The 22,493-nt window shown below is 65.4% G+C and carries 30 protein-coding genes; 10 read left to right on the top strand and 20 right to left on the bottom strand.

The features are described 5' to 3' along the window. Positions 1-428 precede the first annotated feature (428 nt). Positions 429-1,349, top strand: a complete 921-nt coding sequence (locus ASF52_RS10110) for a LysR family transcriptional regulator (protein ID WP_056171413.1) — start codon at positions 429-431, stop codon at positions 1,347-1,349. Here ASF52_RS10110 and ASF52_RS23470 read toward each other — a convergent pair. From ASF52_RS23470 to ASF52_RS10080, 6 genes are all read right to left on the bottom strand, one after another. Further along, a complete protein-coding gene (locus tag ASF52_RS23470) occupies positions 1,334-1,585 on the bottom strand; it encodes an SDR family oxidoreductase (protein WP_056171411.1) in 252 nt (83 codons plus the stop codon). The two genes, ASF52_RS10110 and ASF52_RS23470, sit on opposite strands and share 16 nt — an antisense overlap. A 46-nt stretch (positions 1,586-1,631) precedes the next feature. Continuing rightward, positions 1,632-4,061 (bottom strand): membrane-bound PQQ-dependent dehydrogenase, glucose/quinate/shikimate family, encoded by a 2,430-nt coding sequence (locus ASF52_RS10100; RefSeq protein ID WP_082515275.1) that lies wholly within the window; start codon positions 4,059-4,061, stop codon positions 1,632-1,634. Between the two features lie 35 nt (positions 4,062-4,096). Then, positions 4,097-5,140: an SMP-30/gluconolactonase/LRE family protein gene (locus tag ASF52_RS10095; protein ID WP_082515274.1), complete on the bottom strand. Its 1,044-nt coding sequence runs from the start codon at positions 5,138-5,140 to the stop codon at positions 4,097-4,099. Then, positions 5,137-5,625 carry a cyclophilin-like fold protein gene (locus ASF52_RS10090; RefSeq protein ID WP_244473770.1) on the bottom strand — a complete coding sequence of 163 codons (489 nt, stop codon included), beginning with the start codon at positions 5,623-5,625 and terminating at the stop codon, positions 5,137-5,139. Before ASF52_RS10090 ends, ASF52_RS10095 begins: the two co-directional genes overlap by 4 nt. A 55-nt stretch (positions 5,626-5,680) precedes the next feature. After that, entirely contained in the window at positions 5,681-6,892 is a 1,212-nt protein-coding gene (locus ASF52_RS10085) for an MFS transporter (protein WP_056171417.1), read from the bottom strand. A gap of 109 nt (positions 6,893-7,001) precedes the next feature. Continuing rightward, complete coding sequence (locus ASF52_RS10080; protein ID WP_056171409.1) at positions 7,002-7,397, bottom strand: (R)-mandelonitrile lyase; 396 nt, start codon at positions 7,395-7,397, stop codon at positions 7,002-7,004. Positions 7,398-7,531: 134 nt separating this feature from the next. Here ASF52_RS10080 and ASF52_RS10075 point away from each other — a divergent pair, with 134 nt between their 5' ends. The 6 genes from ASF52_RS10075 (at position 7,532) to ASF52_RS10055 (ending at position 11,948) form a co-directional block, all read left to right on the top strand. Further along, on the top strand, positions 7,532-8,425 hold the full coding sequence (locus ASF52_RS10075) for a LysR family transcriptional regulator (RefSeq protein ID WP_056171408.1): 894 nt from the start codon (positions 7,532-7,534) through the stop codon (positions 8,423-8,425). A 370-nt stretch (positions 8,426-8,795) separates the two neighbouring features. After that, positions 8,796-9,005, top strand: coding sequence for a hypothetical protein (locus tag ASF52_RS10070; protein ID WP_056171406.1), 210 nt, complete (start codon positions 8,796-8,798; stop codon positions 9,003-9,005). A gap of 1 nt (position 9,006) precedes the next feature. Next, positions 9,007-9,273 (top strand): hypothetical protein, encoded by a 267-nt coding sequence (locus ASF52_RS10065; protein ID WP_056171404.1) that lies wholly within the window; start codon positions 9,007-9,009, stop codon positions 9,271-9,273. A 4-nt stretch (positions 9,274-9,277) separates the two neighbouring features. Next, complete coding sequence (locus ASF52_RS10060) at positions 9,278-9,934, top strand: SOS response-associated peptidase (RefSeq protein WP_056171401.1); 657 nt, start codon at positions 9,278-9,280, stop codon at positions 9,932-9,934. Between the two features lie 645 nt (positions 9,935-10,579). Next, complete coding sequence (locus ASF52_RS21985) at positions 10,580-11,170, top strand: PAS domain-containing protein (RefSeq protein ID WP_082502742.1); 591 nt, start codon at positions 10,580-10,582, stop codon at positions 11,168-11,170. 511 nt (positions 11,171-11,681) lie between these two features. Then, positions 11,682-11,948 (top strand): hypothetical protein, encoded by a 267-nt coding sequence (locus ASF52_RS10055; RefSeq protein ID WP_056171399.1) that lies wholly within the window; start codon positions 11,682-11,684, stop codon positions 11,946-11,948. A 173-nt stretch (positions 11,949-12,121) separates the two neighbouring features. On the opposite strand, the gene ASF52_RS10050 is transcribed toward ASF52_RS10055, so the two are convergent. The 3 genes from ASF52_RS10050 to ASF52_RS21980 form a co-directional block, all read right to left on the bottom strand. Further along, a complete protein-coding gene (locus tag ASF52_RS10050) occupies positions 12,122-12,931 on the bottom strand; it encodes an EAL domain-containing protein (RefSeq protein ID WP_056171397.1) in 810 nt (269 codons plus the stop codon). A gap of 579 nt (positions 12,932-13,510) precedes the next feature. After that, positions 13,511-13,705: a hypothetical protein gene (locus ASF52_RS23060; protein ID WP_056171394.1), complete on the bottom strand. Its 195-nt coding sequence runs from the start codon at positions 13,703-13,705 to the stop codon at positions 13,511-13,513. A 143-nt stretch (positions 13,706-13,848) separates the two neighbouring features. Next, positions 13,849-14,223, bottom strand: a complete 375-nt coding sequence (locus tag ASF52_RS21980; RefSeq protein ID WP_244473769.1) for a hypothetical protein — start codon at positions 14,221-14,223, stop codon at positions 13,849-13,851. A 157-nt stretch (positions 14,224-14,380) separates the two neighbouring features. On the opposite strand from ASF52_RS21980, the gene ASF52_RS22950 reads away from it, so the two are divergent. After that, positions 14,381-15,337: a methyltransferase domain-containing protein gene (locus ASF52_RS22950; protein ID WP_082515273.1), complete on the top strand. Its 957-nt coding sequence runs from the start codon at positions 14,381-14,383 to the stop codon at positions 15,335-15,337. A 176-nt stretch (positions 15,338-15,513) separates the two neighbouring features. Here ASF52_RS22950 and ASF52_RS10035 read toward each other — a convergent pair whose 3' ends face one another. The 11 genes from ASF52_RS10035 to ASF52_RS09980 form a co-directional block, all read right to left on the bottom strand. After that, positions 15,514-15,933, bottom strand: coding sequence for a hypothetical protein (locus ASF52_RS10035; protein WP_244473768.1), 420 nt, complete (start codon positions 15,931-15,933; stop codon positions 15,514-15,516). 23 nt (positions 15,934-15,956) lie between these two features. Further along, on the bottom strand, positions 15,957-16,403 hold the full coding sequence (locus tag ASF52_RS10030) for a hypothetical protein (RefSeq protein ID WP_056171390.1): 447 nt from the start codon (positions 16,401-16,403) through the stop codon (positions 15,957-15,959). Positions 16,404-16,590: 187 nt separating this feature from the next. After that, the gene (locus ASF52_RS10020; RefSeq protein ID WP_056171387.1) at positions 16,591-16,809 is read right to left on the bottom strand and encodes a hypothetical protein; all 219 of its coding nucleotides are present in this window, start codon (positions 16,807-16,809) and stop codon (positions 16,591-16,593) included. Positions 16,810-16,812: 3 nt separating this feature from the next. Beyond that, entirely contained in the window at positions 16,813-17,082 is a 270-nt protein-coding gene (locus ASF52_RS10015; RefSeq protein ID WP_056171384.1) for a Pam3-gp28 family putative phage holin, read from the bottom strand. A gap of 90 nt (positions 17,083-17,172) precedes the next feature. Beyond that, on the bottom strand, positions 17,173-17,322 hold the full coding sequence (locus tag ASF52_RS22550) for a hypothetical protein (RefSeq protein WP_156630051.1): 150 nt from the start codon (positions 17,320-17,322) through the stop codon (positions 17,173-17,175). Next, positions 17,322-18,020 (bottom strand): NlpC/P60 family protein, encoded by a 699-nt coding sequence (locus ASF52_RS10010; protein WP_056171415.1) that lies wholly within the window; start codon positions 18,018-18,020, stop codon positions 17,322-17,324. The genes ASF52_RS22550 and ASF52_RS10010 overlap by 1 nt, the downstream gene beginning before the upstream one ends. A 261-nt stretch (positions 18,021-18,281) precedes the next feature. Next, on the bottom strand, positions 18,282-19,319 hold the full coding sequence (locus ASF52_RS10000; protein WP_056171380.1) for a phage late control D family protein: 1,038 nt from the start codon (positions 19,317-19,319) through the stop codon (positions 18,282-18,284). Between the two features lie 7 nt (positions 19,320-19,326). Next, positions 19,327-19,566 carry a tail protein X gene (locus ASF52_RS09995; RefSeq protein ID WP_056171378.1) on the bottom strand — a complete coding sequence of 80 codons (240 nt, stop codon included), beginning with the start codon at positions 19,564-19,566 and terminating at the stop codon, positions 19,327-19,329. Positions 19,567-19,573: 7 nt separating this feature from the next. Next, on the bottom strand, positions 19,574-19,774 hold the full coding sequence (locus ASF52_RS09990; RefSeq protein ID WP_056171375.1) for a hypothetical protein: 201 nt from the start codon (positions 19,772-19,774) through the stop codon (positions 19,574-19,576). Between the two features lie 123 nt (positions 19,775-19,897). Further along, positions 19,898-20,911 carry a phage terminase large subunit family protein gene (locus tag ASF52_RS09985; protein WP_056171373.1) on the bottom strand — a complete coding sequence of 338 codons (1,014 nt, stop codon included), beginning with the start codon at positions 20,909-20,911 and terminating at the stop codon, positions 19,898-19,900. Continuing rightward, positions 20,895-21,497, bottom strand: coding sequence for a hypothetical protein (locus ASF52_RS09980; RefSeq protein WP_056171370.1), 603 nt, complete (start codon positions 21,495-21,497; stop codon positions 20,895-20,897). Before ASF52_RS09980 ends, ASF52_RS09985 begins: the two co-directional genes overlap by 17 nt. A 273-nt stretch (positions 21,498-21,770) precedes the next feature. Between ASF52_RS09980 and ASF52_RS09975 the strand changes: the two genes are divergently transcribed. After that, on the top strand, positions 21,771-21,986 hold the full coding sequence (locus ASF52_RS09975; protein ID WP_056171368.1) for a hypothetical protein: 216 nt from the start codon (positions 21,771-21,773) through the stop codon (positions 21,984-21,986). Between the two features lie 140 nt (positions 21,987-22,126). Continuing rightward, a complete protein-coding gene (locus tag ASF52_RS09970; RefSeq protein ID WP_056171366.1) occupies positions 22,127-22,381 on the top strand; it encodes a hypothetical protein in 255 nt (84 codons plus the stop codon). Positions 22,382-22,493 lie beyond the last annotated feature (112 nt).

Here is a 22,493-nt window from a genome sequence, read left to right as displayed (position 1 = left end):
CGCGTCGAGGAGCGAGGTGCGGGTGTCGAGTTCGAGGTCCCGGCGCTGGCCGTTCACCGTCAGCGACACCTTCGCCAGGACGGGCTTGTCGGTCCCGGCGGGTGCGGCGCCCGCCGTAGAGGGCACGGCCACCAGGGCCGCCGTGGCGGATGCGCCCGCCATCAGATCTCTCCGGTTCAACGCGTAATCTGAAGGACTTCCCATCTCGGTCTCCGAACGGGCTGCAGGGGGACGGCGCGACGGCCGCCCATCGAGGGTGGGATGCCCAGGGCGAGCGGGCACATTTGATCAAATCCAAGGTAGGGTTTCCGACCTCGTTGATTAGTGCCGTCCATCGACATAGGGTCATGAGCAGAGCTTATGGATTCGGCCGTTCCGCCACCCCGGCGCCTCTCCGGCTCATCGGACATGCGACGCGGAGACCATCGATGGCGAGTGCGGACCTGACCGACCTGCTGTCCTTCGTGACGGTGTCGCAGGAGGGCAGCTTCACCCGCGCCGCGGTACGCCTGGGCATCACGCAATCGGCCCTGAGCCATGCCCTGAAGGGACTCGAGGCACGACTGGGTGTGCAGCTGCTGAATCGCTCCACCCGGGCGGTCTCGCCGACCGAGGCGGGGCAGCGTCTGTTGCGGAGCGTGGGGCCGCAATTCGAGCAGATCCAGGTCGAACTCGCCGCCCTGACCGAGTTGCGGGACAAGCCGGCCGGCACCGTTCGCATCACGGCGAGCGAGGACGCGGCGGCGACGGTTCTGTGGCCTGTCCTGACGCGCCTGCTCCCGAGTTACCCCGACATCACGGTCGAGGTCGTCACGGAGCAGGCCCTCATCGATATCGTGGCCGAGCGCTTCGATGCGGGCATACGCATCGGCGAACACGTCGAGAAGGACATGGTCGCGGTGCGGATCGGGCCGGACATGCGCATGGCCGTGGTCGGGGCACCGGGCTACTTCGCCGGCCGACGGAAGCCCCGGCATCCGGCGGACCTCACGGCACACCTGTGCATCAACCTGCGCCGGCCGACGCGCGGCGGGTTCTACCCCTGGGAATTCGAGCGCAAGGGCGAGGCTCTCGACGTGCGCGTCGAAGGCCGGCTCGTGTTCACCAGCCTGCGCCTGATCCGGGAAGGCGCGCTCGCCGGGCTCGGGTTGGCCTACCTGCCGGAGGAGCACGTCGAGCGGGACCTGGCCGAGGGGCGGCTGGTCCGGGTGCTGGAGGGGTGGTGCGAGCCCTTCCCGGGGTACCACCTCTACTATCCGAGCCGCCGTCAGCCCGCCCCCGCCTTCACGGTGCTCGTGGAGGCGCTGCGCCAGCGCGGGGCGGGCGGTGGACGTCAGCCCACCGTCTGACCGCCATCGACCACCATGGCATGCCCGACGACGAAGGCCGCCAGATCCGAGCAAAGGAAGAGCACGGCAGTCGCGATCTCCTCGAGTTCCCGGACACCGTCCTCGGAGATGTCGGCGACCGCGACGGCGGCACCGGCACCGGCTCGGGCGAACGCCAGGGCGGTGGCGCGGCCGATGCCGCTCGTCGCGCCCGTGACGAAGGCGACTTTGCCGGTCAAATCATGCGTCTGCGTCATCGGTCACTCCAGGTCGGATCGTCGGCGGGTTTCAGGAGGACGAGGCTCAACGCGGCAGCGCGTAGGCGACCAGCTTGGTCCCGAGGCTGATCGCCAGCGGCGGCTTTCCACCGGCCGCCACCACCACGAACTGGCGCCCGCTCACCGGGCTGCGGTAGGTCATCGGCGTGGCGTTGCCGCCCCCGGGAAGCCGGGCCTGCCAGAGTTCGCGGCCCGTTGCCGCGTCGAGCGCCCGGAAGGTCCGGTCCATGCTCGCGCCGACGAAGACCAGGCCGCCACGCGTGACCACCGAGCCACCCGAGACCGGGGTCCCAACGGTCAGCGGCAGCATCGACGGGATGCCGAAGGGGCCGGTGTCGCGCGCGGTCCCGAGGGGCTTCGACCACAGCAGGCGGCCGCTCGACAGGTCGACGGCCGCGATCAACCCCCAGGGCGGCGCCGTGCAGGGAATGCCGAGGGGGGACATGAACAGGCCGCCAAAGGCGCCGTAGGGCGTGTTCAGCATCGGCCGGTCGGCGTCGCCGCCGGGGCCTTTCCCGTCGGCGAGCTTGAGCTTGCGCCGCTCCGCCTCGGCGCGGGTGAGGAGCTCGACCCGGTCGGGAAACCGCATCCAGTTCGCCACCATGATCCCGCGGTCGATATCGACGGAGGCGCTGCCCCAGTTCACACCGCCCACCGAGCCCGGATCGATGAGGACCGGCTTGTCCAGGGTGATCGGGGTCAGGTGCCCTTCGTAGCGCGACCGGCGGAACAGGATGCGGCAGACCATCTGGTCGATGGGCGTGGCGCCCCACATGTCGGACTCGCGCAGGGTCGCGCCGCGCAGGGCCGGTAGATCGAGCGAGGCGGGCTGGGTCGGCGCCAGGCGTTCGCCGGCGGCGGTGCCGTCCTGCGGCGCCGACACTTCGGTGACGGGCTTGATCGGCTGGCCGGTCTCGCGGTCGAGCACGAAGATCTCGCCGCGCTTCGTCGGCTGGATCAGGGCCGGCCGAATCCCGTTCGCCGTCGGCATGTCGAGCAGGGTCGGTTGCGAGGGGGTGTCGTAGTCCCAGATGTCGTGGTGCGTCGCCTGGAAGCGCCAGCGCAGGCGGCCCGTCTCGGCGTCGAGGGCGATGACGGCGCTGGAGACCGCCTCGTCGAACGGACGTCGCTGGCCGCCGAAATTGTCCGGCGTGGCATTGCCCATCGGAAGGTAGACCAGCCCCAGCGCTTCGTCGGCACTGATGGGCGCCCAGCTGTTGGGAGAGGACGGGGTGTAGGTCTCCCCCGGCGGCGGTGGGCCGGCCCGGTCGGGCTGGCCAGCATCGAAGGCCCAGGCGAGTTCGCCGGTGCGCGCATCGAAGGCGCGAATCACGCCGGAGGGGCCGCCCCAGAACTGGCCGTCGGGAATGCCGCCTCCGACGACCGCCTTCCCGCGGATGATCTGCGGGGCCGAACTGACGTAGTACTGGCCTTCCGGATACGCGCTGAGGCCTTCGCGCAGGTCGACGCGGCCGGCTTTGCCGAAGTCGGTGCAGGGCGCGCCGGTCCCGGCGTCGAGGGCGATCAGCTCCGGTGTCTGGCTGGCTGCGATGATGCGGGCGGCACAAAGGCCGCTCGCATCCGGCACGCGATAATGGGCGACGCCCCGGCACGGCTTGCCGGAGGGCGGCACGCCGTAGGAGAGGTCGTGGCGCCAGCGCTCGCGCCCGGTCTCGGCTTCCAGGGCGAAGACGCGGTTGTGGCCGTCGCAGAGGTAGAGGGCGTCGCCGACCATGATGGGCGTCGCCTCGAGGGCAGTCGCCGGGCCGGGCGTGTCGGGGCCGGTCTCGGCCTCCCACGCCACCGCGAGCTTACCGACATTCGCCGGAGTGAGGTCGGCGAGCGGGCTGAAGCGCGTACCGCCCTGGTCGTTGCCGAAGGCCGGCCAATCCTCGTGCGTCACCCGCGCGAGCGGCTGCGCCAGGGGACTCGGAACGCCGTCGGCCTTACCGCGGCGCAGGATGGGCTCGGCCGGCGCGCCGGGGCCGGCCGCATGCAGCAGGCCGCCGACGAAGAGGGCCGCCGCCATGATGCCGGTGACGGCCAGCCCTGCCGCGGCACGTGCGGGAGAGGCGTGCCGACCGATCCGGAAGACCGGCGGGAGCAGCAGAGCGAAGCCGAGGACGAAGGGAGCCAGCAGGCGCGGAAGCAACTGCCAGGCGTCGAAGCCGACTTCCCAGATCGCCCACGCCGTCGTCGCGGCCAGCACCGCGACGTAGAGCGCAAGGCCACGTTCGTCGCGCCGCCAGATCAGGGCGCCGCTCGCCACGACGGCCAAGCCGGTCAGGAGGTAGTAGGGCGAGCCGCCGTACCAGACGAGCGCCGTTCCGCCGGTGGCGAGCCCGAGGCCGACGAGGAAGAGGAGTATTGCGACGGCGCGCCGGGTCCAGATCGCCCCGCGGCCGCCCTGCCCGGCGGGTGGGGCGGATCGGGGCATCGAATCGATGCGTGTCATGACGAGACTTTCGCTGTCCGGAGCTGGGCCGGGCGTTACTGGTGCGAGAAGAGGCGCAGTGCCTTCGCGAAGGTGTGCGCTTCGAAGATCGTGGAGCCCCGGCCGCCTGAGCCGTCGTTGGCGACGATGAGCAGGTCTCCGGTGCCGGGCCGCAACGCCATGCTGGTGGACCGGAGGTTGTGGCCCTCGTCCCGACCCGGCAGCAGGACCTGCCCGATGGGGATGCCGTTGCGGTTGAACACGAGCACGCGGCCCTGGCCGTACAGGGCGACGTAGAGGTTTCCGTCGGCATCGGCCCGCATCGAGTCGGGCGCCGGACCGGTGAAGTGGTAGGCCACCGTCGTGCCGAGCGGCGTCGGCGTGGTCGCGTCGGCGAGGTCGACCCTGTGCAGGAGGTTGCGACCGAACTCGGTGACCCACAGGGTCTTGCCGTCCGGACTGAGCGCGACACCGTTGGCCAGCGCGAGGTTCGGCAGGACCGGCGTAACGGTCGTGAGGTCGGGCGCGACGTAGTAGGCACCGCCCTTCGGGTCGGTGGAGGTGCCCCGGAAGTCGGTGAAGTAGAAGCCGCCCTGCGCGTCGAAGACGAGGTCGTTGACCACGTACCCCGCCTCGGCGGGGACGATGGTTCGCAGATCCGAACCGTCCGCCCGTACCGAGACGATGGAGCCATGCCGGAAGCCGCCGGTGCCGGCGGCGAAGATGCGCCCGTCCTTGTGGATCGCGAGCCCACCGAGGTTCAGGGCATTCGCGGGCACGATCGTGGAGAGGCGCCTGTCCGGCGTGAGGCGGAGAACGCGGCCGGTGCCGGCATCGGTGAACAGCAGGTCGCCCGCCCGGTCGAAGGACGGTCCTTCCAGGGGAACCCCTTCGTCCGAGACCTTGAACCAGGGCTGCGCGACCACGGTCTGAAGGTCTCGTTCCCCCGGTGGGATGGGGACCGGCCCATGGGTCCGCAGGTCGTAGGCGAGCGCGCCGGGTGCCGCGTGGGCCAAGGTCCCGCCGGCCGTCCCCGTCAGGCAGGCCAGGATCGGGAATGCCCGGGCGAGGCTTCGCAATCTCGGACGCTGCGTTGTCATGGGGCCGGCTCGATGGTCACCGTGATCGGTCCGGGCTGGCGGAGCGCGTCGGGGATGCGGCTCAGCCGACCCAGGCGGACGAGCCCGCGCGAGTACCCGAAATCCTTGTAGAAGATCGCGAGATTGCCCCAGGGTGCGTAGTAGGTGATGTCGCCCGGCTCCGGGTCGATGCCGGCGGGCTCGCCCTGAATCGAGAGCTTCCCGGGCAGGTCGCCGATCTTTTCGGTGGCGCTGTAGTCGGTCAGGTTGAGAGTGAGGGGCAGGAGCGCCCGGAAGGCCCGGGCGGCCTCGCCGGATTCCAGGGTCGCGGTGACGGTTTCGCCGGCGAGCCGGATTCGGATACTTTCCATCGCGGGCGTCTTTCTGCCGGGGGATGCGGAGGAGCCCCGCTCCGGGGCCGGTTCGCCGTGGAGCCCGGCAACGCCACCGAGGACGAGGACCATTGCCGCCGCCAGTGATGTCGCGGCGTGTCGTGCGTGCTTCATGGATCGTATCCTTGATCGGTCACCGGGACGGGGAATGTGGCTGGCGGGATCGTGATCACGCTCGCGAGGTCTGCCGCGAAGCCATGATGGCGACGACCGCGCACGCGACGAGGGCGACCGCGCTGACCGCGAAGGTGCTGCGGTAGCCGCTCGCGTCGTAGGCAAGGCCGCCCAGGGTGGCGCCGAGCGCGATGGCGAGCTGGACGACCGCGACCATGAGCCCGCCACCGGCCTCGGCTTCGTCGGGCAAGACCCGGCTCAGCCACGTCCACCAGGCGACGGGCGCCGCCGTGCCGATCAGCCCCCAGGCGGCCAGCAGCAGCGCCACCGCGACGGGTGTGCCGCCCAACGCCATGAGCGAGACTGCAATGGCTGCCATCCCGAGGGGCATCGCGACCAGGAGGCTGTGGAGCCGCGACCGGAGGAGGAAGCCGATGAGGTAGGTTCCGAGCACGCCGGCGCCGCCGATGAGCATCAGGATCAGGGACAAAGTCGGGACGTCGAGTTTCGTCACCGTCTCGAGGAACGGTCGCAGGTAGGTATAGAGGGCGAACTGCCCGAGGAAGAACAGCGAGATGGCGAGCATTCCGAGGGGGACTTGGCGGCGCCGAAGGACCCGGAACACCGTGCCGCCACCGGCCGTGCGCGCGGACGGCATCGTCGGAAGGCTCGCGAGGAACCAAGCGAGCGTCAACGCCCCGAGCGGCACGACGAGGAAGAACGCCCCACGCCAGCCGATGTAGTGTCCGAGGAAGCTGCCCAGGGGCGCGGCCACCGTGGTGGCCAACGCGTTGCCGCCGTTCAACATCCCGAGGCCCCGGGGAACCTGCTCCGCCGGGACCAGGCGCATGACGATGGCGGCGGACATCGACCAGAACCCGCCGATGACCACCCCCACCAGCGCGCGTCCGGCCATGAACACCGCCGCGTTCGGGGCGAGGGCCACCATCAGCCCCGATCCCATCATCAGGATCGTCATGGCCACCAGGACGGTACGGCGGTCGATGCCGCGCGTGGCGGACGCGATGACGAGGCTCGTCAGGAGCGCGAAGAGCCCCGAGACGGCGATGGCCTGCCCCGCGTGCCCCTCGGTGATGCGGAGGTCGGCGGCGATGGGCGTCAACAGGCTGACGGGCATGAACTCCGAGGCCACGAGCGTGGTGGAGCAGAGGGTCATGGCGAGCACCGCACCCCATCCGCGCGACGCCCCGACCCCCGTCTCTGGGGCGAGCGATCCACGTTCGATGCAGACTTCCTTCGGATTCATGGGCATCCCGCCCCTTCCCTGTGATTTGTGCTCGCCTGTGATTCATGCGCGCGCAGCCCCGCCCCGGGTCGGGCCCGCGAGAGCTCCGGCAGGGTCCGCGTCGTCGGTGTCAGGCTGCGTATTGTCGGTCGGAGACCTTCTCCATCCAAACGACGGCGCTGCCGTTCAGCGCCTCCTGGATGGCCATGTGGCTCATGGCGGTGGTCGGCCCGGCACCGTGCCAGTGCTTTTCACCCGGTGGGAACCAGACCACGTCGCCGGGGCGGACGTCTTCGATGGGACCGCCGTCGCGCTGGACCCGCCCGCAACCCGCCGTGACGATGAGCGTCTGGCCGAGTGGATGAGTGTGCCACGCCGTGCGGGCGCCGGGCTCGAAGGTCACCAGAGCACCGCTCGCGCGGGCCGGCTCCGTCGCGCCGAACAGCGGGTCGATGCGGACGGTGCCGCTGAACCAGGCGTCCGGCCCCTTGGCCGACGGCTGCGAGCCGACGCGCTTGATCTCCATGAACCATGCTCCAGCGAAAATGACGGCCCGATGCGCTGCGAGCACGCCGAGCCGGGGCGTGTGCGTAACTAGCCCCCGGGATCGGATCGGATTAGGGGCTCGTACCGACATGGGGTCATGAGCGAGGCTTATGGATGCTGCGGGAAAGCCTGAACGACCTCACCGCCTTCCTCGCGGTGGCCCGCCTGGGCAGCTTCACGAAAGCGGCGGCGCAGCTGGGGGTTTCGCAGCCGGCGCTCAGTCAGACCGTGCGTGCCCTCGAGACACGTCTCGGCATCCGGTTGCTGGCCCGGACGACCCGCAGCGTGTCGGCGACGGAGGCCGGCGAGCGCCTCCTGAAGGCCGTCGGGCCGCGCTTCGACGAAATCGAAGCCGGACTCGTCGCCTTGGCCGAGATGCGCGGCCGGCCTGCGGGGACGCTGCGCATCACCGCCGACGAGCACGCGGCCAAGACGGTCCTCTGGCCGGCCCTCCGGCGTCTCCTGCCGGTCTACCCCGACATCAAGGTCGAGACGAGCATCGATTACGGCCTGACCGACATCGTCGCCGAGGGGTTCGATGCCGGCATCCGACTCGGCGGGATGGTGGCCCGGGACATGACCGCGGTCCGGATCGGGCCCGACATGCGCATGGCCGCGGTCGGCGCGCCGGCCTACTTCGCCACGCGTCCGCCCCCGCGCCGGCCGGAGGACCTCACCGACCACGCCTGCATCAACCTACGGCTGCCGACCCTGGGGGCGCTCTACGCCTGGGAGTTCGAGAACGAGGGGCGCGCCCTGCATGTGCGGGTGGAGGGGCAACTCGTCTTCAACTCGGTCACGCTGATCCTCGAAGCGGCCTTGGACGGTTTTGGTATCGCATACCTGCCCCAGGATCAGGTGCAGGGGCATGTCGCGACGGGACGCCTGGTGCCGGTGCTCGCAGCGTGGTGCGAGCCGTTCTCCGGCTATCACCTCTATCACGCCAGCCGCCTCCCCCTCACACCGGCCCTCGCCGTGCTCGTGGAGGCGCTTCGGTATGGCGGCTAGGACGAAAGTTCGAGGCATTGGTTGAACCGGAAGGCACACGATCCCTTGCGGTTCTCCTGACGAAGGTGGTGGGCCCGGCAGATGTGGAATAGATGAACAAATAGAGTGCTTTAGAACGAAGTGCGGGATGAGGGACCCCTCTGACGGATAAGGGTTATTTCCTGCGGCCCCCGCACCTTTTTGGGGCAGTTTCATTGAACGCCTTCCCCTCGCAGTCAGCGCAGCGACGGCCTTCGCGAATCAGAGCGTGACGCTCCCCCGGCAATGATTCGTTTCGAGTTATCCCCAGTCCGCACAGGGCAGTGACGCCGCAATTGACCCCGGAACCGGGACCGTATGTTCCTTCTTTGTTCTCAGAAGGAGCTTGCCAATGACCGCCGCACAGATCGCCGAAATGGCGTCGATGAGCCAAGCCGAGGTCATCGCCCTCGCCTACGAGGAGGCGGCCGGCGGTGATGTCGATCAGGCGCTGCGCGACGCGGCCGAAGACCTCCTCGCCCTTGAGGACCGGCTTGCCACGACCGAGCGGCTCGTCTCCCGCGGGTTCGTCCGGGCTGGTACTCGAACCGAGCGCGCTTGAGATGGAGCGCCTCTGCGATGTCCGGGCCGAGCGCCTCGTCATCACCTGCGGACCGTGCGACCGCCGCGGCGTCTATCGCATCGACGGCCTGCGGCAGCGGTTCGGTGATCACGCTTCGGTGCTGGACGTCTACCTCAGGCTCACGCAAACCTGCCGCTACCAGCGCGAGGTCGGGAGCCGCCAGCCCAACGTCTATGGCGTCGGCTGCCGGGCCAAGCTCGACACCACGGGGACCGCGGCGAAGGGCGGCCTGCCGTCGAGGACATGAGCGGATGTGCAACCTCTACAGCCTGGTGACGTCGCAGGCGGAGATCAGGGAATCCTTCGGCGTTTCGGTCGATCGCACCGGCAACCTGCCGGCCATGCCGGGGATCTTCCCCGATCAGCGGGCACCGATCGTGCGGGTCGACGCGAACGGCGAACGCGTGATGGAGATGTTCCGCTGGGGCATCCCCGGGCCGAAGCAGTTCGGCGAGCACCCCGTCACAAACGTGCGCAACGTGAAGAGCCCGCACTGGCGGCCTTGGCTGAAGCCCGAGTTCCGCTGCCTGGTCCCGGTCTCATCCTTCAGCGAGTACGCCGACACTAAGCCGAAGAAGACCCCGACGTGGTTCGCCCTCGACGACGCGCGCCCTCTGTTCGCCTTCGCGGGTATCTGGCGCTCCTGGACCGGCGTGCGTGGAACGAAGGCCGAGAACCCCGACCGGATCGAGGAGGAGCACCACCTGTTCTCGTTCCTCACCTGTGAGCCGAACGGCGTCGTCGGCCCGATCCATCCCAAGGCCATGCCGGTGCTGCTGACGACGCAGGAGGAGTGGAGCATGTGGCTCGCGGCCCCCACGGAGATTGCCCTGGAGCTTCAGCGCCCGCTGCCGGATGCCGAGATGCGGATCGTAGCGCAGGGCGCGCGGCGGGATCCGGCGGCGTGATGGTTATCGACGCAGTTCGTCATCCCACGACTGGGTGTTGTACGAATCTGAGCGAACCTGAGCCGCTCGCTTGATAGGTCGACGCCGTGTCGAGGCCAGCCGCTTTGCAGCTATTGCCCGCCTGACCCTCTTTGCTTGCAGGGACACATATCTCGATTTGATAGTTTGAGATGTGTCATAGCTTGCAACTATCATTTCTTCAGGCAGCGTTCTAGTTGGCGCCTTCGCGATCCGATGCAAGACCGCTTTGTTTTCGTCAACTAAACATCCCGAACATACAAAATTGTAGGAATCGGGCAGCCGAGGTCGTAGAACGAAAGCTTCCATCGCCTTTTTTGCTCGCGTGCCAAGCTTTTCCAGTGCAATCAGATCTGGATCAGTAAATCGGGGTGGATCGCCCGACTTCGAAAAAGCGTGCTCGGTGATAATTAGACTTGCAAGGCCGATGGCGAAGCCGGTTTTAGCTGCGAATCGCATCTATCGGTCTCAGTCTCTTCAACGATAATGCCGCAGATTGCATCGCCTTGGTTAACAGGATCTTCGCAGGGCGAACTTTTCGCCCGAAGCGCGGCGGATCGCTCAACCGCGGGTATGGAACATGGTAAGGAACGCGAAGTTTGAACCCCACGCCCCGAGGGAAAACTCATGCCGTCAGATGGAAAGCGCGATAGGGCTGTCAGTGCGGATGTTGAATCTGCTCTCAACGCATACGGTTTCGTTGGCGCCTGGGAAAATGATCTACATGCGGACCGTGTTTACCTCTCGGGATCGCTGATCGAATTGATGGGTATCGCACCTGAGAACGCTGTTTGTGGCGTGCCGCTATCCGTTTTTCTGACCGGCATTCACCCTGATGATCGAGAGCGTGTCGCCGAGCTCGCCCACAAGGCGCATGTCAGTCTCGGACGGTTTGCGGCACAATTCCGAACCGTGTGTGCTGATGGAAGCGTACGTTGGGTTTCTGCGCGTGGACAAGTCGATGCGGACGGGAAAGGCCAGGGCCCTCGCTGCATCGGCATGGCCGTTGATATAACGAATGCCCGCGCCGGCAATTGCGACGCCGGCCGGCGGATCGATGTCATCGAAAGCCTAGTCGACAACCTGATATCTCTTAAGAATATTTTGCTAGAAGAGGATTCGAGCGTTTTAAAAATGCTCGTTGACATGCTGTTACTCGAGCTTGGAAAAGAACTTTCTAAGGAAGGTTTTGATATTACATCCAAGAGCTTGCATTGACTTTTTGACAATTCCAAAGCGATTAATTGCAGGCGTCAAAATCACATGGGATAGTAAAATCGATTTTTGATAGCTGAAATTTACGCCTGCTTGCGCGTGCTCTTCGATGACGCGGTTCGGGCTGTCACGTATCAATCTGGTGATCACCTAAGCGAGGTTGTCGCTGCTGCAAGCGGGTACGCAAATGACGAATCATATCCTGCGATCTGAGCTTACCATGCGAAGAATTGCGGAAAGTATCGGCATTGGAATCGATGCGTTTGGGCCGAACGCAAGCACGCTGGATACAGAGCTAGCGCAATCCGCTTCGCTTATGAAAAGCTTTCTATCTATCCATGATCCTGAATTACGCAAAAAGTGCTTGGCCTTTGTATTGCAGATTGCGGCCGAATCGGTCAATGAGAGCTCTTGCGGAGCCCCCGCTGATCTGACCAAAATCTAGGCGACTGCATGCGGGCCCTATCCGCCCTACTAATCTGGCTGTTCGGGCGGTAGGCCCTATCTGGCGAGTATGGCCAACGCACCTCAGACCACCGGCGAGCTGTTCAAAGCGAAGGCCGTGACCGAAGCGGACATCGTCGCTGCGGTGGACGCCTTCATGGCCGATCCGGGCACCACGGCGTTCCTGTTCGGCGAGGGGTATCGCCTCGACCTCGCCGAGGCCGTGCGCGCGCACGAGTGGGCTTCCGTCACAACGGCCAACGAAGATGCGACGGACCACCTGAAGCGCGCCGCCGTGCGTACCGCGATCCTGCTCGCCCGGCCGGAGCAGGGGTGATCCCGAATCGGGAGCCGCCCGGCATCGTCCCCTTGATAAGACGATAACTCGCAGTCCGCATCCTGCAGTCGAGCCGCGTTGCGTACCGGCTCAAGCGTGAGATGGGCGTCCCACCCCGCCGGCCCGTGAGCAGATCGGGCGGCGGGGTATTCCTATTCTACAACCGATGACAATTAGGCAGCATTGGGCAATGTCGGCGCTCCGGCGGGCCCATCGGCGGTGAAAAGATTGGTTGAATCCGGTATATAAATATCTGGCAAGCGGGCGATCGCTGGCTTGGCGAACAGATACCCTTGAAACAGATGAATCCCAGCCGCGCGAAGTGCTATAAGTTCTGCGTCCGTCTCGACACCTTCTGCCAACACGGTGACACCAAGCTCGCGGGCCATGGTTGTGATGCAAGCGATAATAATCTGCCGCTCTGGTGACGTGGCGATCCCACGGATCAATTCCATATCGAGCTTGATCAGATCAGGTAGAAAGTTAGCCAGTAGGTTGAGCCCGGCATACCCAGCACCAAAGTCGTCTAGGGCAGTGACAAAGCCTTGCTTGCGATACTCGGAGATAATCCGCTTTACATGCGCAACGTCAGCCATGCGCTCGTTCTCAGTGAACTCGAACATGATCTGCTCGTGAGCGAACCCGACACGGCGTGCCGCCTCTAGGGTAGCCCGGATACACGCCGCTGGCTCGTAGACCGCGTTCGGCATAAAGTTGATGGAGAGTTTCGTATCCCCGTTCAGGAACAGACTTCCAGCCAACTCGATGGCCTTAACACGACAGGCTTGATCAAATTTGTAGCGGTTGGTCTCATCGACTTGCGAGAGGATCTGGAAGGCCCCCTGACCTTCCGTACCCCGAACCAAGGCTTCGTAGCCCCAAACAGAACGGCGCTCAATATCAACGATAGGATGGAACGCCATTGTAAAATCGAAAGCCAACGGCTCTCCGTCGTGGCAGCCCTGGCACTGAATTCGACCCATCGAAATTCATCTCCAATTTTGCCGATAAAGTCGCATGCAACTCATAAAAAGTAAGTAAATGACCTCAAAAATAATATAGATTGATCTATGTAATCAACTTATATCAATCTCATTGTTGTCAAGATGTACTCCAAAATGAGAAAACCCGCCGCGGATTGCTCCGGGCGGGTCAAGGTGGGGTCTCGATGAGGATTGGTGAACGGCTCAGAAGCCGGGCGGTTCCGCCCTACACCGCCGGCACCCCAAAGCGCCGAACAAGTCCGCTCTGGCTCCAGAGGTCGGTGCGGATGTCCGTGCCTCGCTCGGTCACGATCCGGATCGCTTCCTCATCGCTGCCCGCCCGAATATCTCGCACGTGGATGATGCGTCCGTCGGTGTGTCGCGTGATGGCCCGGTAGTATTGCGTCGAGCAGCGCTCGGCGCCGGGACGTGGTGGCTCCACCTCTGACAAGATGCCCCCTCCAGACGACGCGCATCGAGTCGGCTCTACGTTCAGTTGAGGCAGAAATCTTCAACACAAGATAAGAAGACCCGCCGCGGCGTGAGCCGGGCGGGCTTCAGGTCGGCATGTGTACCGGGTCAGGCGAGGTCGTTCTGATCCTCAGGGTCCTCGGGTAGCCGCTCCGCCGGATCGATCGTCTCCTGCGTGTGGCTACCTTCGATCTTCGGAGTCTTCGTGATTACCTGATCCATGGGCACGTTCAGAGCGTCCTGCGGATCGGGGGCAGTCGGCGCGGACGTCGCATCACTCGGGGGCGCTTTATTCTCGCTCATCGTTTCCTCGCTGGCTTCTTGGATGAAACCAACGGCTGGGTGACGTGGATGTTCGAGCCGGCGTTTGACCCATCCTCGGTTCGTTGAAGCGACAGAACGAGCAACAAAAACCCGCCGCGGCGTGAGCCAGACAGGTCGATGTGTCAGCCCTTTTTCGGAGGTGCCAACAGCTTCTGGGGCTCGCCCGGCGGAACGTATCGCCCAAGCGGCGCTGGAGCTTTGGGGTCCTTCGCCCAACCCTTTCGCCCTTCGGCCAAGCCAAACTCGAGAAAATGCACGAGCGGATTGAAGCCGTTGGCTTTCACGTCCGGGTTGGCTGCGAGGTAGCCATCTCCGCTGAAGCCCGCACTCGGGTCGCGACCCTCTTTCCACCCGTGCCGTAGGTAGTGCTGCAATGGAGTGCCGGGATACTGGCTGACATCACGATACCAGTAGCGGTAATAAATCGCATCGAAGCCCGGCATAAGGCCCTCCGTGGAAAGGGACCGGAGCTTCTGGATGATGCGGGGAATCTTCATGAGCGAATTCCTACTCGACCGCCGTGAAAGTTCAAGATCGCCCGCGGAGCAGCTGTTCGATGCCAGCCTTGTGTCCGTTCGCTAAGATGGTACGCATCCCTGATGGGTGCCTCGGTCCCAATGAGCGACCACTCTCACGCTGAAACAAGGAAGCCTGATGCCGATTAACGTTCTCGAGTTCATCACCCCCGAGACGTTTCATCCGGAAGGGTATCTGCTGGCTAATCTCGATGTGGCGAACCACGTTAGCCATAGCGGCTCCACTGCTCTCACCCATTATACCGAGTATGGACACGGCGAGAAACGTCGGCAGGTTTCCAAGTCGTTCCTCTCTGATCGTCAAGATTATTTCACGCGAAAGTTCGAGCGGTTCCGGGCTGTCCTCAAAGATGGCGTTCCGTTTCGATTCAAAGGCGAGGACGGGAGCTTTCCAATCGTTTATGGGGACCGTCATTTTTCACACTTGGACTATTCGGTTGATTCGCAGGGGGGTAATTTCCACCCCTTCATTGATGAAATCCAGGCGAATCCAAACGGGTTATTCATGGATCTTGGGGCAGGACTGCGACGAGACGTCTATGATCAATGTCTCTATCTTGAAGTTTACCCCTCCCTTACAGCTGACGTAATTGTAGATCCGACCTGTGAATACCCAATTGTGAGCGGATCGCTTGATGGTATTTGCTGTGCCGCAGTCCTTGAGCACACAATGTATCCCTGGAAGGTCGCTGCAGAAATTCGAAGAATGCTCAAGCCTGGCGGTAAGGCATTTATCAACTGGCCATTCCTACAGCCCGTTCATGGCTACCCGTCGCACTATTACAACGCAACGCGTATGGGGCTGGAGTTGCTCTTTAAAGAAGGTTTCGAGATCAATCGCATCACAACTGAATTATACGAGGATCCAGCCTTTAGCATTAACTGGTACTTAGCTTCTTTGATGGGGCAACTTCCAGAAATGGAGCGCGCAGAAATGGCGCGTATGACCATTGGGGAACTGACTAAATTAAGTCCGCTTGATCCATTTTGGCGCCGTATGATTGGCGCATTAAGCGACACAGCAGTGCGAGAGTTAGCTTGCGGCAACACGTTAATAGCCACTAAAACAGCGTAGACGGCACCTGCTTGTATGTTCGTCTTCGGGGTGAGGCTCAACAAAGAACCCGCTGCGGATTGCTCCGAGCGGGTCAAGGTGGGTCTGGGTTGAGGACCCGAAGTTAGGCGGCCGATTCGCGAGCGGCTATCACATGGGTTGCCCCGATCGCAGGATGGGCTCGGTGCCTCGATCGGCTATCCCGCGCATCGGATATCCCGCGCGCCGCGCGTGAGCCCCTGGATCGCATCGATCAGCTCGCGGTGCTCCCGGTGCCGGTCCTCGGCAAGCCGCTGCTCGTGCTGCCGCCGCTCCTCGAGAAGCCGCCGCTCGTGCTCGCGATGCTCCTTCGCCTCCTCCTTCCGAGCAAGCATCTCCGCCTCGCGTACAAGGGTGCACCGGTCGTGCGAGGCGGCGACCGTGCGCAGCCCTTCGACGAGATCCTTTAGGTCGCCCTGCCCCATCACCATGCCGCCGATCTGCGCCATCGCGGCGGCTCCAACCGACGGCTTGTCCGCGATATGCGGCTTCTCGGCCTTCGCCTTCAGCCATCCGAAGAATGCCAGAGCCACACCGCCTGCCGCGCCCGGGCCCGCGAAGGCCAGGAGGTAGTCCAACAGTTCCTTAGCCTCTGGCGACATCAGCGACCCCGCACCGACAGCGAGCCATTCTTCTGCATGTCGTACCCGGCGGCGGCGAGGCACCACCCCTCGAATGCGAAGAACGCCGGGTAGAAATATGAACCGGCCGCCAGGGGCGAACCGGACTTGCTCGATGCGGCGAAGATCAGAACGCCGATGCACATCCAGAACAGACCGGATGCCAGGGTGCCGGCCGCGCGCAGCAGGGGCGACCGTCGCCAGAACCCGTTGATCCCGAGGCCGAGGATGCGCAGCGACCCGATCAGGATCGCCAGGGCGCCCCACCGGCTCTCCGTCATGAGTTCGGCCATCAGGTGGTAGGCCGGCAGCGTGAACGCGACCTCAGGCTGAAGGATCGCCCAGCCCCAGAGGACCGCACAAACCGACAGCAACCACTCGGTGGACCGGGTCTTGTTGAGCGAAGAGGTGCCGCTGCCATTGTTCATGGGCGGCCCTCCCCGCACACAGCCCGGAATTTCGCGTTCGCCACGCGCAGCTGGCGCCTCGTCTCGGTCGTGTCCTGAGCCGAGTATCGGATCAGGGCGGCGGTCTCACAGAACCGGGCGGCCGCAGGCATCGGATCTGGCGCGTTGCAGGCGAACACGAAGAACCCAGCAGCGGCGCAGGTGAAGGTCATGGGTCTCTCCGGAGGTCGCGTGGGTCGTCGGGCTCGGCGGCGGCCGCCTCGCCCGCGCGCCGGGCGATGGCTTCCTGACGCTCGGCCTCGACGCGCGAGGCGTTGGCCTGCGTCGCCGCTCCGAGGTCGCGCAGGGCCTGTTCGGCGCGCTTCGTCTCCAGCCACTTGTTCAGGAGGCTGGTGACGAAGCCGATGATGAGGCTGGCGAGGCTCACGGGTCAGCGGGCCGTCTGGACCTTGTCGCTCGCCACGGCATCGACGATGCGCGGCGAGGCGGTGATGCTCTGCACCGACGGCACGGCGGCGGCGGACGCGACGAGGCCGGCCGAGCGGCGGGTGTAGAGGCTCCAGGCGGTGGCGGCGATGGTGACAAGGGCGCCGATGATGGCGGTCGAGGTCTCGGCGTCGATCCAGCCGCGGCCGACGGCGATGCCGCCCGCGAACTGGAGGACAGTGCGCAGCAGGGAGGTCAGCTGTTCGCTGTTCATGGTCGTGCTCTCGATGTGGGGGGTTGCGCGGCGGACCCGGCCGGCTCGGGAGAAGGTTGCGCGCCAGGGTGAGGCGGCGCTGGACCGGCTTCAGTGCCGGGTGATGCGGTCGAACAGCCACCGGCCGAGCCGCGCCCACGGGGACGGGTTCTCGGGGTAGCGCGGCGGCGGCAGAGGCTGCGGCGGCGGATCGGACGCGCGGCGGGGCGCGGCCGGGAAGACGGGGCGATCCGGGGGCATCACGCTTCACTCACGCCGGAGCGCGCCCCCGCCACGGTGGTCGGCAGCTTCGAGGCCGTCGGGATCGGCACGTCGGACGGCCAGCGGTAGGAGACGATCTCGGAGCGCTTGAAGGACGCCACCGATACCTGATCGGATTGGTTGCCGCCGAGGCCGAACACCTGATCCTTGCTGGCGCCCACGACGAAGAACGTGTGCCCCTGCCAGGTCGAGTTGCCCCGCTTCTTGGTGGCGATGCACCCCAGGACGGGATCCTTGAGGCCGATACCCCAATTCTCGAATGAGCGAGCGGCGAGGCTGCGCGAGCCGCGGTGCCCGGCCCGCTCGAGCATCGCGTTCACGTAGGCAGCGCACCACGCCGTGTCGTCGGTCTTGATGCCGGGGAAACCCGCATCGGCGAACAGCTTCACCACCTGAGCGTTGTTCGCGGCGCCGGGGCCCTCCTTCACGCTGAGCATGTCGGCGGCCAGCGCCAGCCACCCGGGCTGATCCGGCTCGGCCTTCTTCTCCGACACGTCGGCTGTGCCGAGCGCCTTCTGCGTCAGCGACCCAGCGATGCCGTCCGCGACGAGGCCGGCGGTGCGCTGGAAGGCCTGCACCGCCGCGATGGTCCGGGGCCCGGCATCGCCATCGGCGCCAGCCGGCCCAAGGTCATACCCGCGCGCCAAGAGAGCACGCTGAATCTCAGCGATTGTCATGGTGGTCGTCTCCAATGGAAAAGCGCGGCGTTGCCTGGCCGCTGCGGGATCGTCAGGCCGTAAGGGGTGCGAAATTCTCGCAGGGCTCGGGCGCGCTCGGCGTGCTATCCGGCCCCATGCCCCGTTGGTTCTTCCTGCTCGTCGTCATCGCCCTCGGACTGTCCGTGGCCGGTGGCGTGCTGATCTTCGTGCGGTCGCCGACGCCGGTGGCGCAGCGGGCGGACTGACGGGTGGTCCGGAAAGTTTCCGGCGCCGGTCCGCTTAGTCGCCGGCCTTCCGGTCGTCCTTGCCCGCTTTGTCGTCGGGCTGCTTCAGCGTGAGCTTGGTGGTCGCGCCGCCGCTTTCGGCCGCGCGCAGGGTGTGGGTGGCGCTCTCAATCCGATAGCTGCCGTTCGTACCGGGCCGCCACCGCTCGACGATGCAGGTCCCCTCGGCCTTGGCCATGGGCTCGATCGTCATCTCGACGGTGCCGCCGCCCTTGTCGCGCTCGGCCTGGCTCGCCCGGCCTTTGCCCTTCGCCTTGGTGTCGTCCTTGTCGGCGGCGCGCCCGCGCAGGGTGGCTGTCGGGCCGCTGGCCGTGCCGCCGGCGGGGCGGATTTCGGTCTTCTCATCGACGAACTTCGCCGTCTTCCGATCGAAGAAGGTTAGGCGCACGTCGCGGTAGACCGCGCTCGCCTCGTAGGGTTCGATGTTAGCCGAGATCAGGTTCGCGCCGCCCGTCGCCCGAACCGTTGGCAGCGCCTTGCCCCCCGGCGTCATCCCGGCCCCGCGCTTGGCGATCACCGCCTTCTTGCCGGACATCTTGAGGGTGGCGCCGTTCTCGTTGGCGAGCTGCTGCGCGACGTGCTGGAACGACCGGCCTTCCGAGGCCCAGAGCGTGCGCTTGATCTTGGCGAGTTCGGGATCGACCTTAACGGTGAACCCGGCCTTTTTGCCCAGCCCGGTCAAGTATTCCTCGAGGGTGCCGTTTTCCTTGACGAGCTGCCGCCCTTCTTTCGCCGGCCCCTCGGTGTCGTGCCCGGTGGCGTTGAGCATCATCTGCCCGCCTTGGCCCTTGGCGGTGGTGCAACGTGGCGCCTTAAGGACCCCGGTGAACACCGGCTCGCCCATGATGGTGATGGTGATCTCGGCTCCCTTGCGGGGCATGATGATGCGGCCATCGTCGCGCAGGGTGATCCTTGCGGAATCACCGTCGTCGCCTGATCCGTCGACGGTCTCGATCTCGACGACGTAGGGGTTAAATCGGTCGGTCACCGGCTTGCCGTTGATGGTCAGGGTCCAGGGGACGGTCAGGGGCATCGCGGCCTCAATCGTCGAACAGGGAGACGGCCGGCGCCGTCGACGTCGCCCGCTCGGTGACAGGCGGCAGGTCCGGCAGCATCACCACGGTGCCTAGCGGCAGTTCGGCCCCGAGGGCGGCGAGGCCCGGGTTCATCTCCAGCGTCTGGGTCAGCCGGGCCGAGGTCGCACCGCGAACCTTGCCGTGCCGCCACAGCAGGATCTCGACGGTGATCCCAGCGCCGCCAACCGTCCGTTTTGTCGCCATGGTGCGGCTACCCGAAGAGGCTGATGAGGGTGGACAGCATGTCGGCGCCGACGCTCGCGCCCTGCTGGCCCACGGGGACCAGCTTGAGCTCGTGCTTGATCGCCTGGCCGATGCCACCGGTCTGCGGTCCGATGGCGGTGTGGCTCTGCTTCACGCTCTCGATGCCGTAGAAGCCGAACACCCGACCATCGCCCCGGGTCACGAACACGGGTTGGCCCGTGCGGCAGAGCGATTCCGCCAGCGCGAGGCCGGACAGCCCGGCGATGGCGTTCCGATTGGGCGAACCACGTGCCGCCGTTAAGCCCGTAGAAGTAGGTGCCGGAATGCGGGTTCACCTCGTCGGCACCGCGTGGATGTACGCGGCCGGCGTGCTGGTGAAGTAGGTGTAGAACCGCCCGCCCTTGAGGAAGAACGGCTCCACCGTCGTCATCGGATCGTCGGGGCCGGCCGCGTTGGTGAGCTTCACCTGCGGCGGGGCCAGCGTCGTCATTGACAGCACGGAGTCGAAGTCGGGTTCGCCGCGGTAGGTGCCGCACACGCCGAAGGTGAGGTTGCCCTGCGCCGGCTTGCCGTGGATCCACGGGGTGATGCCGTCGATCCAGCGATCGTGCTGGTTGAAGAACGTCTCGCAGTGGGCGAACTCTTTGCACTCGACGCACCGGAACTCGCGAACCCGCTGATCAGAGGCCTCGTATTCTCGGCAGATCGTCGAGGTATCGGCGTCGGTGGGCGTCGAGCCCCGGATGATCTTCCGGTTCGGAAACGACAGGGTCCGCTTGATGGCGAGGTCGAGGGCGTCACCCTCGTTCGTCACCTCCATCGCGTCTTCCTCGTCGATGAGGAGGATGCGGACGGTGTGAGCGCGCAGGTTGCGCGGCGAGCGGGCGGCGACGATCTTGAGCGACCCGCCCGGGAAGCGGCGGTGGCGGATGGTGTTGCGGCCGGTCTCGTCGGCAGCGGTGGCAAGGATGCCGGCCACGGTCGGGCTGGCGTCGAAGATCGGCTCCAGGTCGGAGACGATGTAGTTTCGGCAGTCGTCCTCCGTTGGGAGGAGCGTCAGGATCGGTGCCGGCTCGTTGGCGACGTAGCTCGCCGTAGCCCCGGTCAGCAGGGTCGTGTAGCCGACGCGTACGCACTTCTTGACGGTGACGCGCTCGATCTCCGGATCGGTGATCGCGTCGGCGATCTCGCGCTGGAACGGCCACAGACGGATGGGACCGGGTTTTGCGACCAAGCCCTCGGGAAGCCGTAGGTGCCGCTCGATCCACTGCGACAGAGGCAGGCGGGGCGGCGGCCGGAATTTGGCGAGCGCCGCCGCAACGGTGCGGTCAAGGAGGTCCGTCACCGGCTGCCTGGTCCATCGCGTCACGCACGATCCGGTCGATCACCGACACCTCGTGCTTGGTCAGGTGGCTCAGCTCCAGCGCGCAGTCGCCCGGTATGGCGAGCATGCGGGCCCCGAGCTTCACGATCTCGTCGGCCCAGCGGCGGCCGGCCGTCTCGGCGTCGACGACTTTGCCCTTCGCTTCGGCATGGGCCTGATCTCGCTGCCAGGTCTGGACAATCTTCTCGGCCGTCCTCGCGTGGTTGAACGTTAGCGGGCCATCGACCCCGACGCCTTCGGCCAGCAGGATCTCTCGAATCCGCGTCACGGCCAGCTGCGCCTCGACGGAGGCTTGGGCAGCAACGTCAGGTGCGGGCTCGACCGTTCGTGCCAGCCGTTCACCGTTCACCGGCTGGTGACCGCCCGCGAACGCTTCGCCCTGACGGCTTGGATCGGTGTTGCTGACGAGCGCCAACCGCACCGCTTCGAGGTCGAACTTGCCATCGTCGCGCTGAGGGATCTGCCCTTTGGCGGCCAGCTTGTGCAGGCCCGACTTCGCGCGGCCCAGCTGCCTCGCGAGCTCGCTGAGGCTGATGCCCTTCTCCATGGAAACCGCCGTCGTTCACCTACATTTTCGGGGCTGTAGAGGCTCGAAAGTCGGGAGCAACTCTGCCCGCAGTCAGTGCACAGACGCCGGAGGACCCGTTGCTGCGGCGGGGCGGGCGAGGCGGCCCGTGCCCTGCGGGATGGGGCCTATCGAACCGAGCGGGTGTGGGAAGCGGGCATTGCCGGCACTGCGCTCATCAATCGGTAACTCGGGCGCGCAACACCTCCCCTACGCGGGCCATCAAGACCTGCAGCGGGATGAGGTAGAAGGCACATGGCAACAGCATCGACCGACCTGGGCTACGTGAACCGCAACGACCAGATGGTGCTTCGGAAGACTGGCTGGCCGGGCAACGATCACTTTCGGGAGGTCTACGTGCTGCGCTGTCTTGAGTGCGAGCACGAGTACGATGTGAGCGAGACCGACACTCCCGTGTGCCACTGCCCTGTTTGCAACGGCGGCCGCCTGGAGCTTGCTCAGGCGGCGTGATTACGGAGCCCCGTCAAGTCCATCGGCCTCACCTTGTCCTGTTCGGAGCCGAGTGCGTAGCCATTGCTACCAATCGCCTCGACGGAACTGAAAAGGGGCGTATCCTCGTATCTGCTCCGTTTGGAGCAAGGGAGGAAGAAATGTCCGCGAACTGGAAATCAGTTAAAGAGGACTTGGACTTCAGCTTGAACCACGGCGAGGATGTGAAGGGCCGCGCTGAACTCAAGGAGGCCTTCAGTAAAGGTAATTCCAAGGAGATGGGACACGTAATCGAGGCTTTCAAAATGGGCCAGCGAGATAACCACAAGCTCGCCAATTTCACGCGTTGCGCCCACGAGGACGAGAAGCGGCTGTACAACATCGGGCGAAAACTAATCGAAGTGAAGGCCACCTAGTCTATCGTTATAATCTAGGCTCCTGACCCATAAATTTGGCTTGTCAGGAGTGTCCGTGATTCCTTTGTGACGAAGGAGGATCGGATGGACGAGTTTTGGCTGACGGACGCAC

This window comes from Methylobacterium sp. Leaf112 (genome assembly GCF_001423295.1).
Lineage (GTDB): Bacteria > Pseudomonadota > Alphaproteobacteria > Rhizobiales > Beijerinckiaceae > Methylobacterium.
The sequence above is the reverse complement of the archived record's forward strand: the minus strand, read 5'-3'. Positions and strand labels throughout refer to the sequence as shown.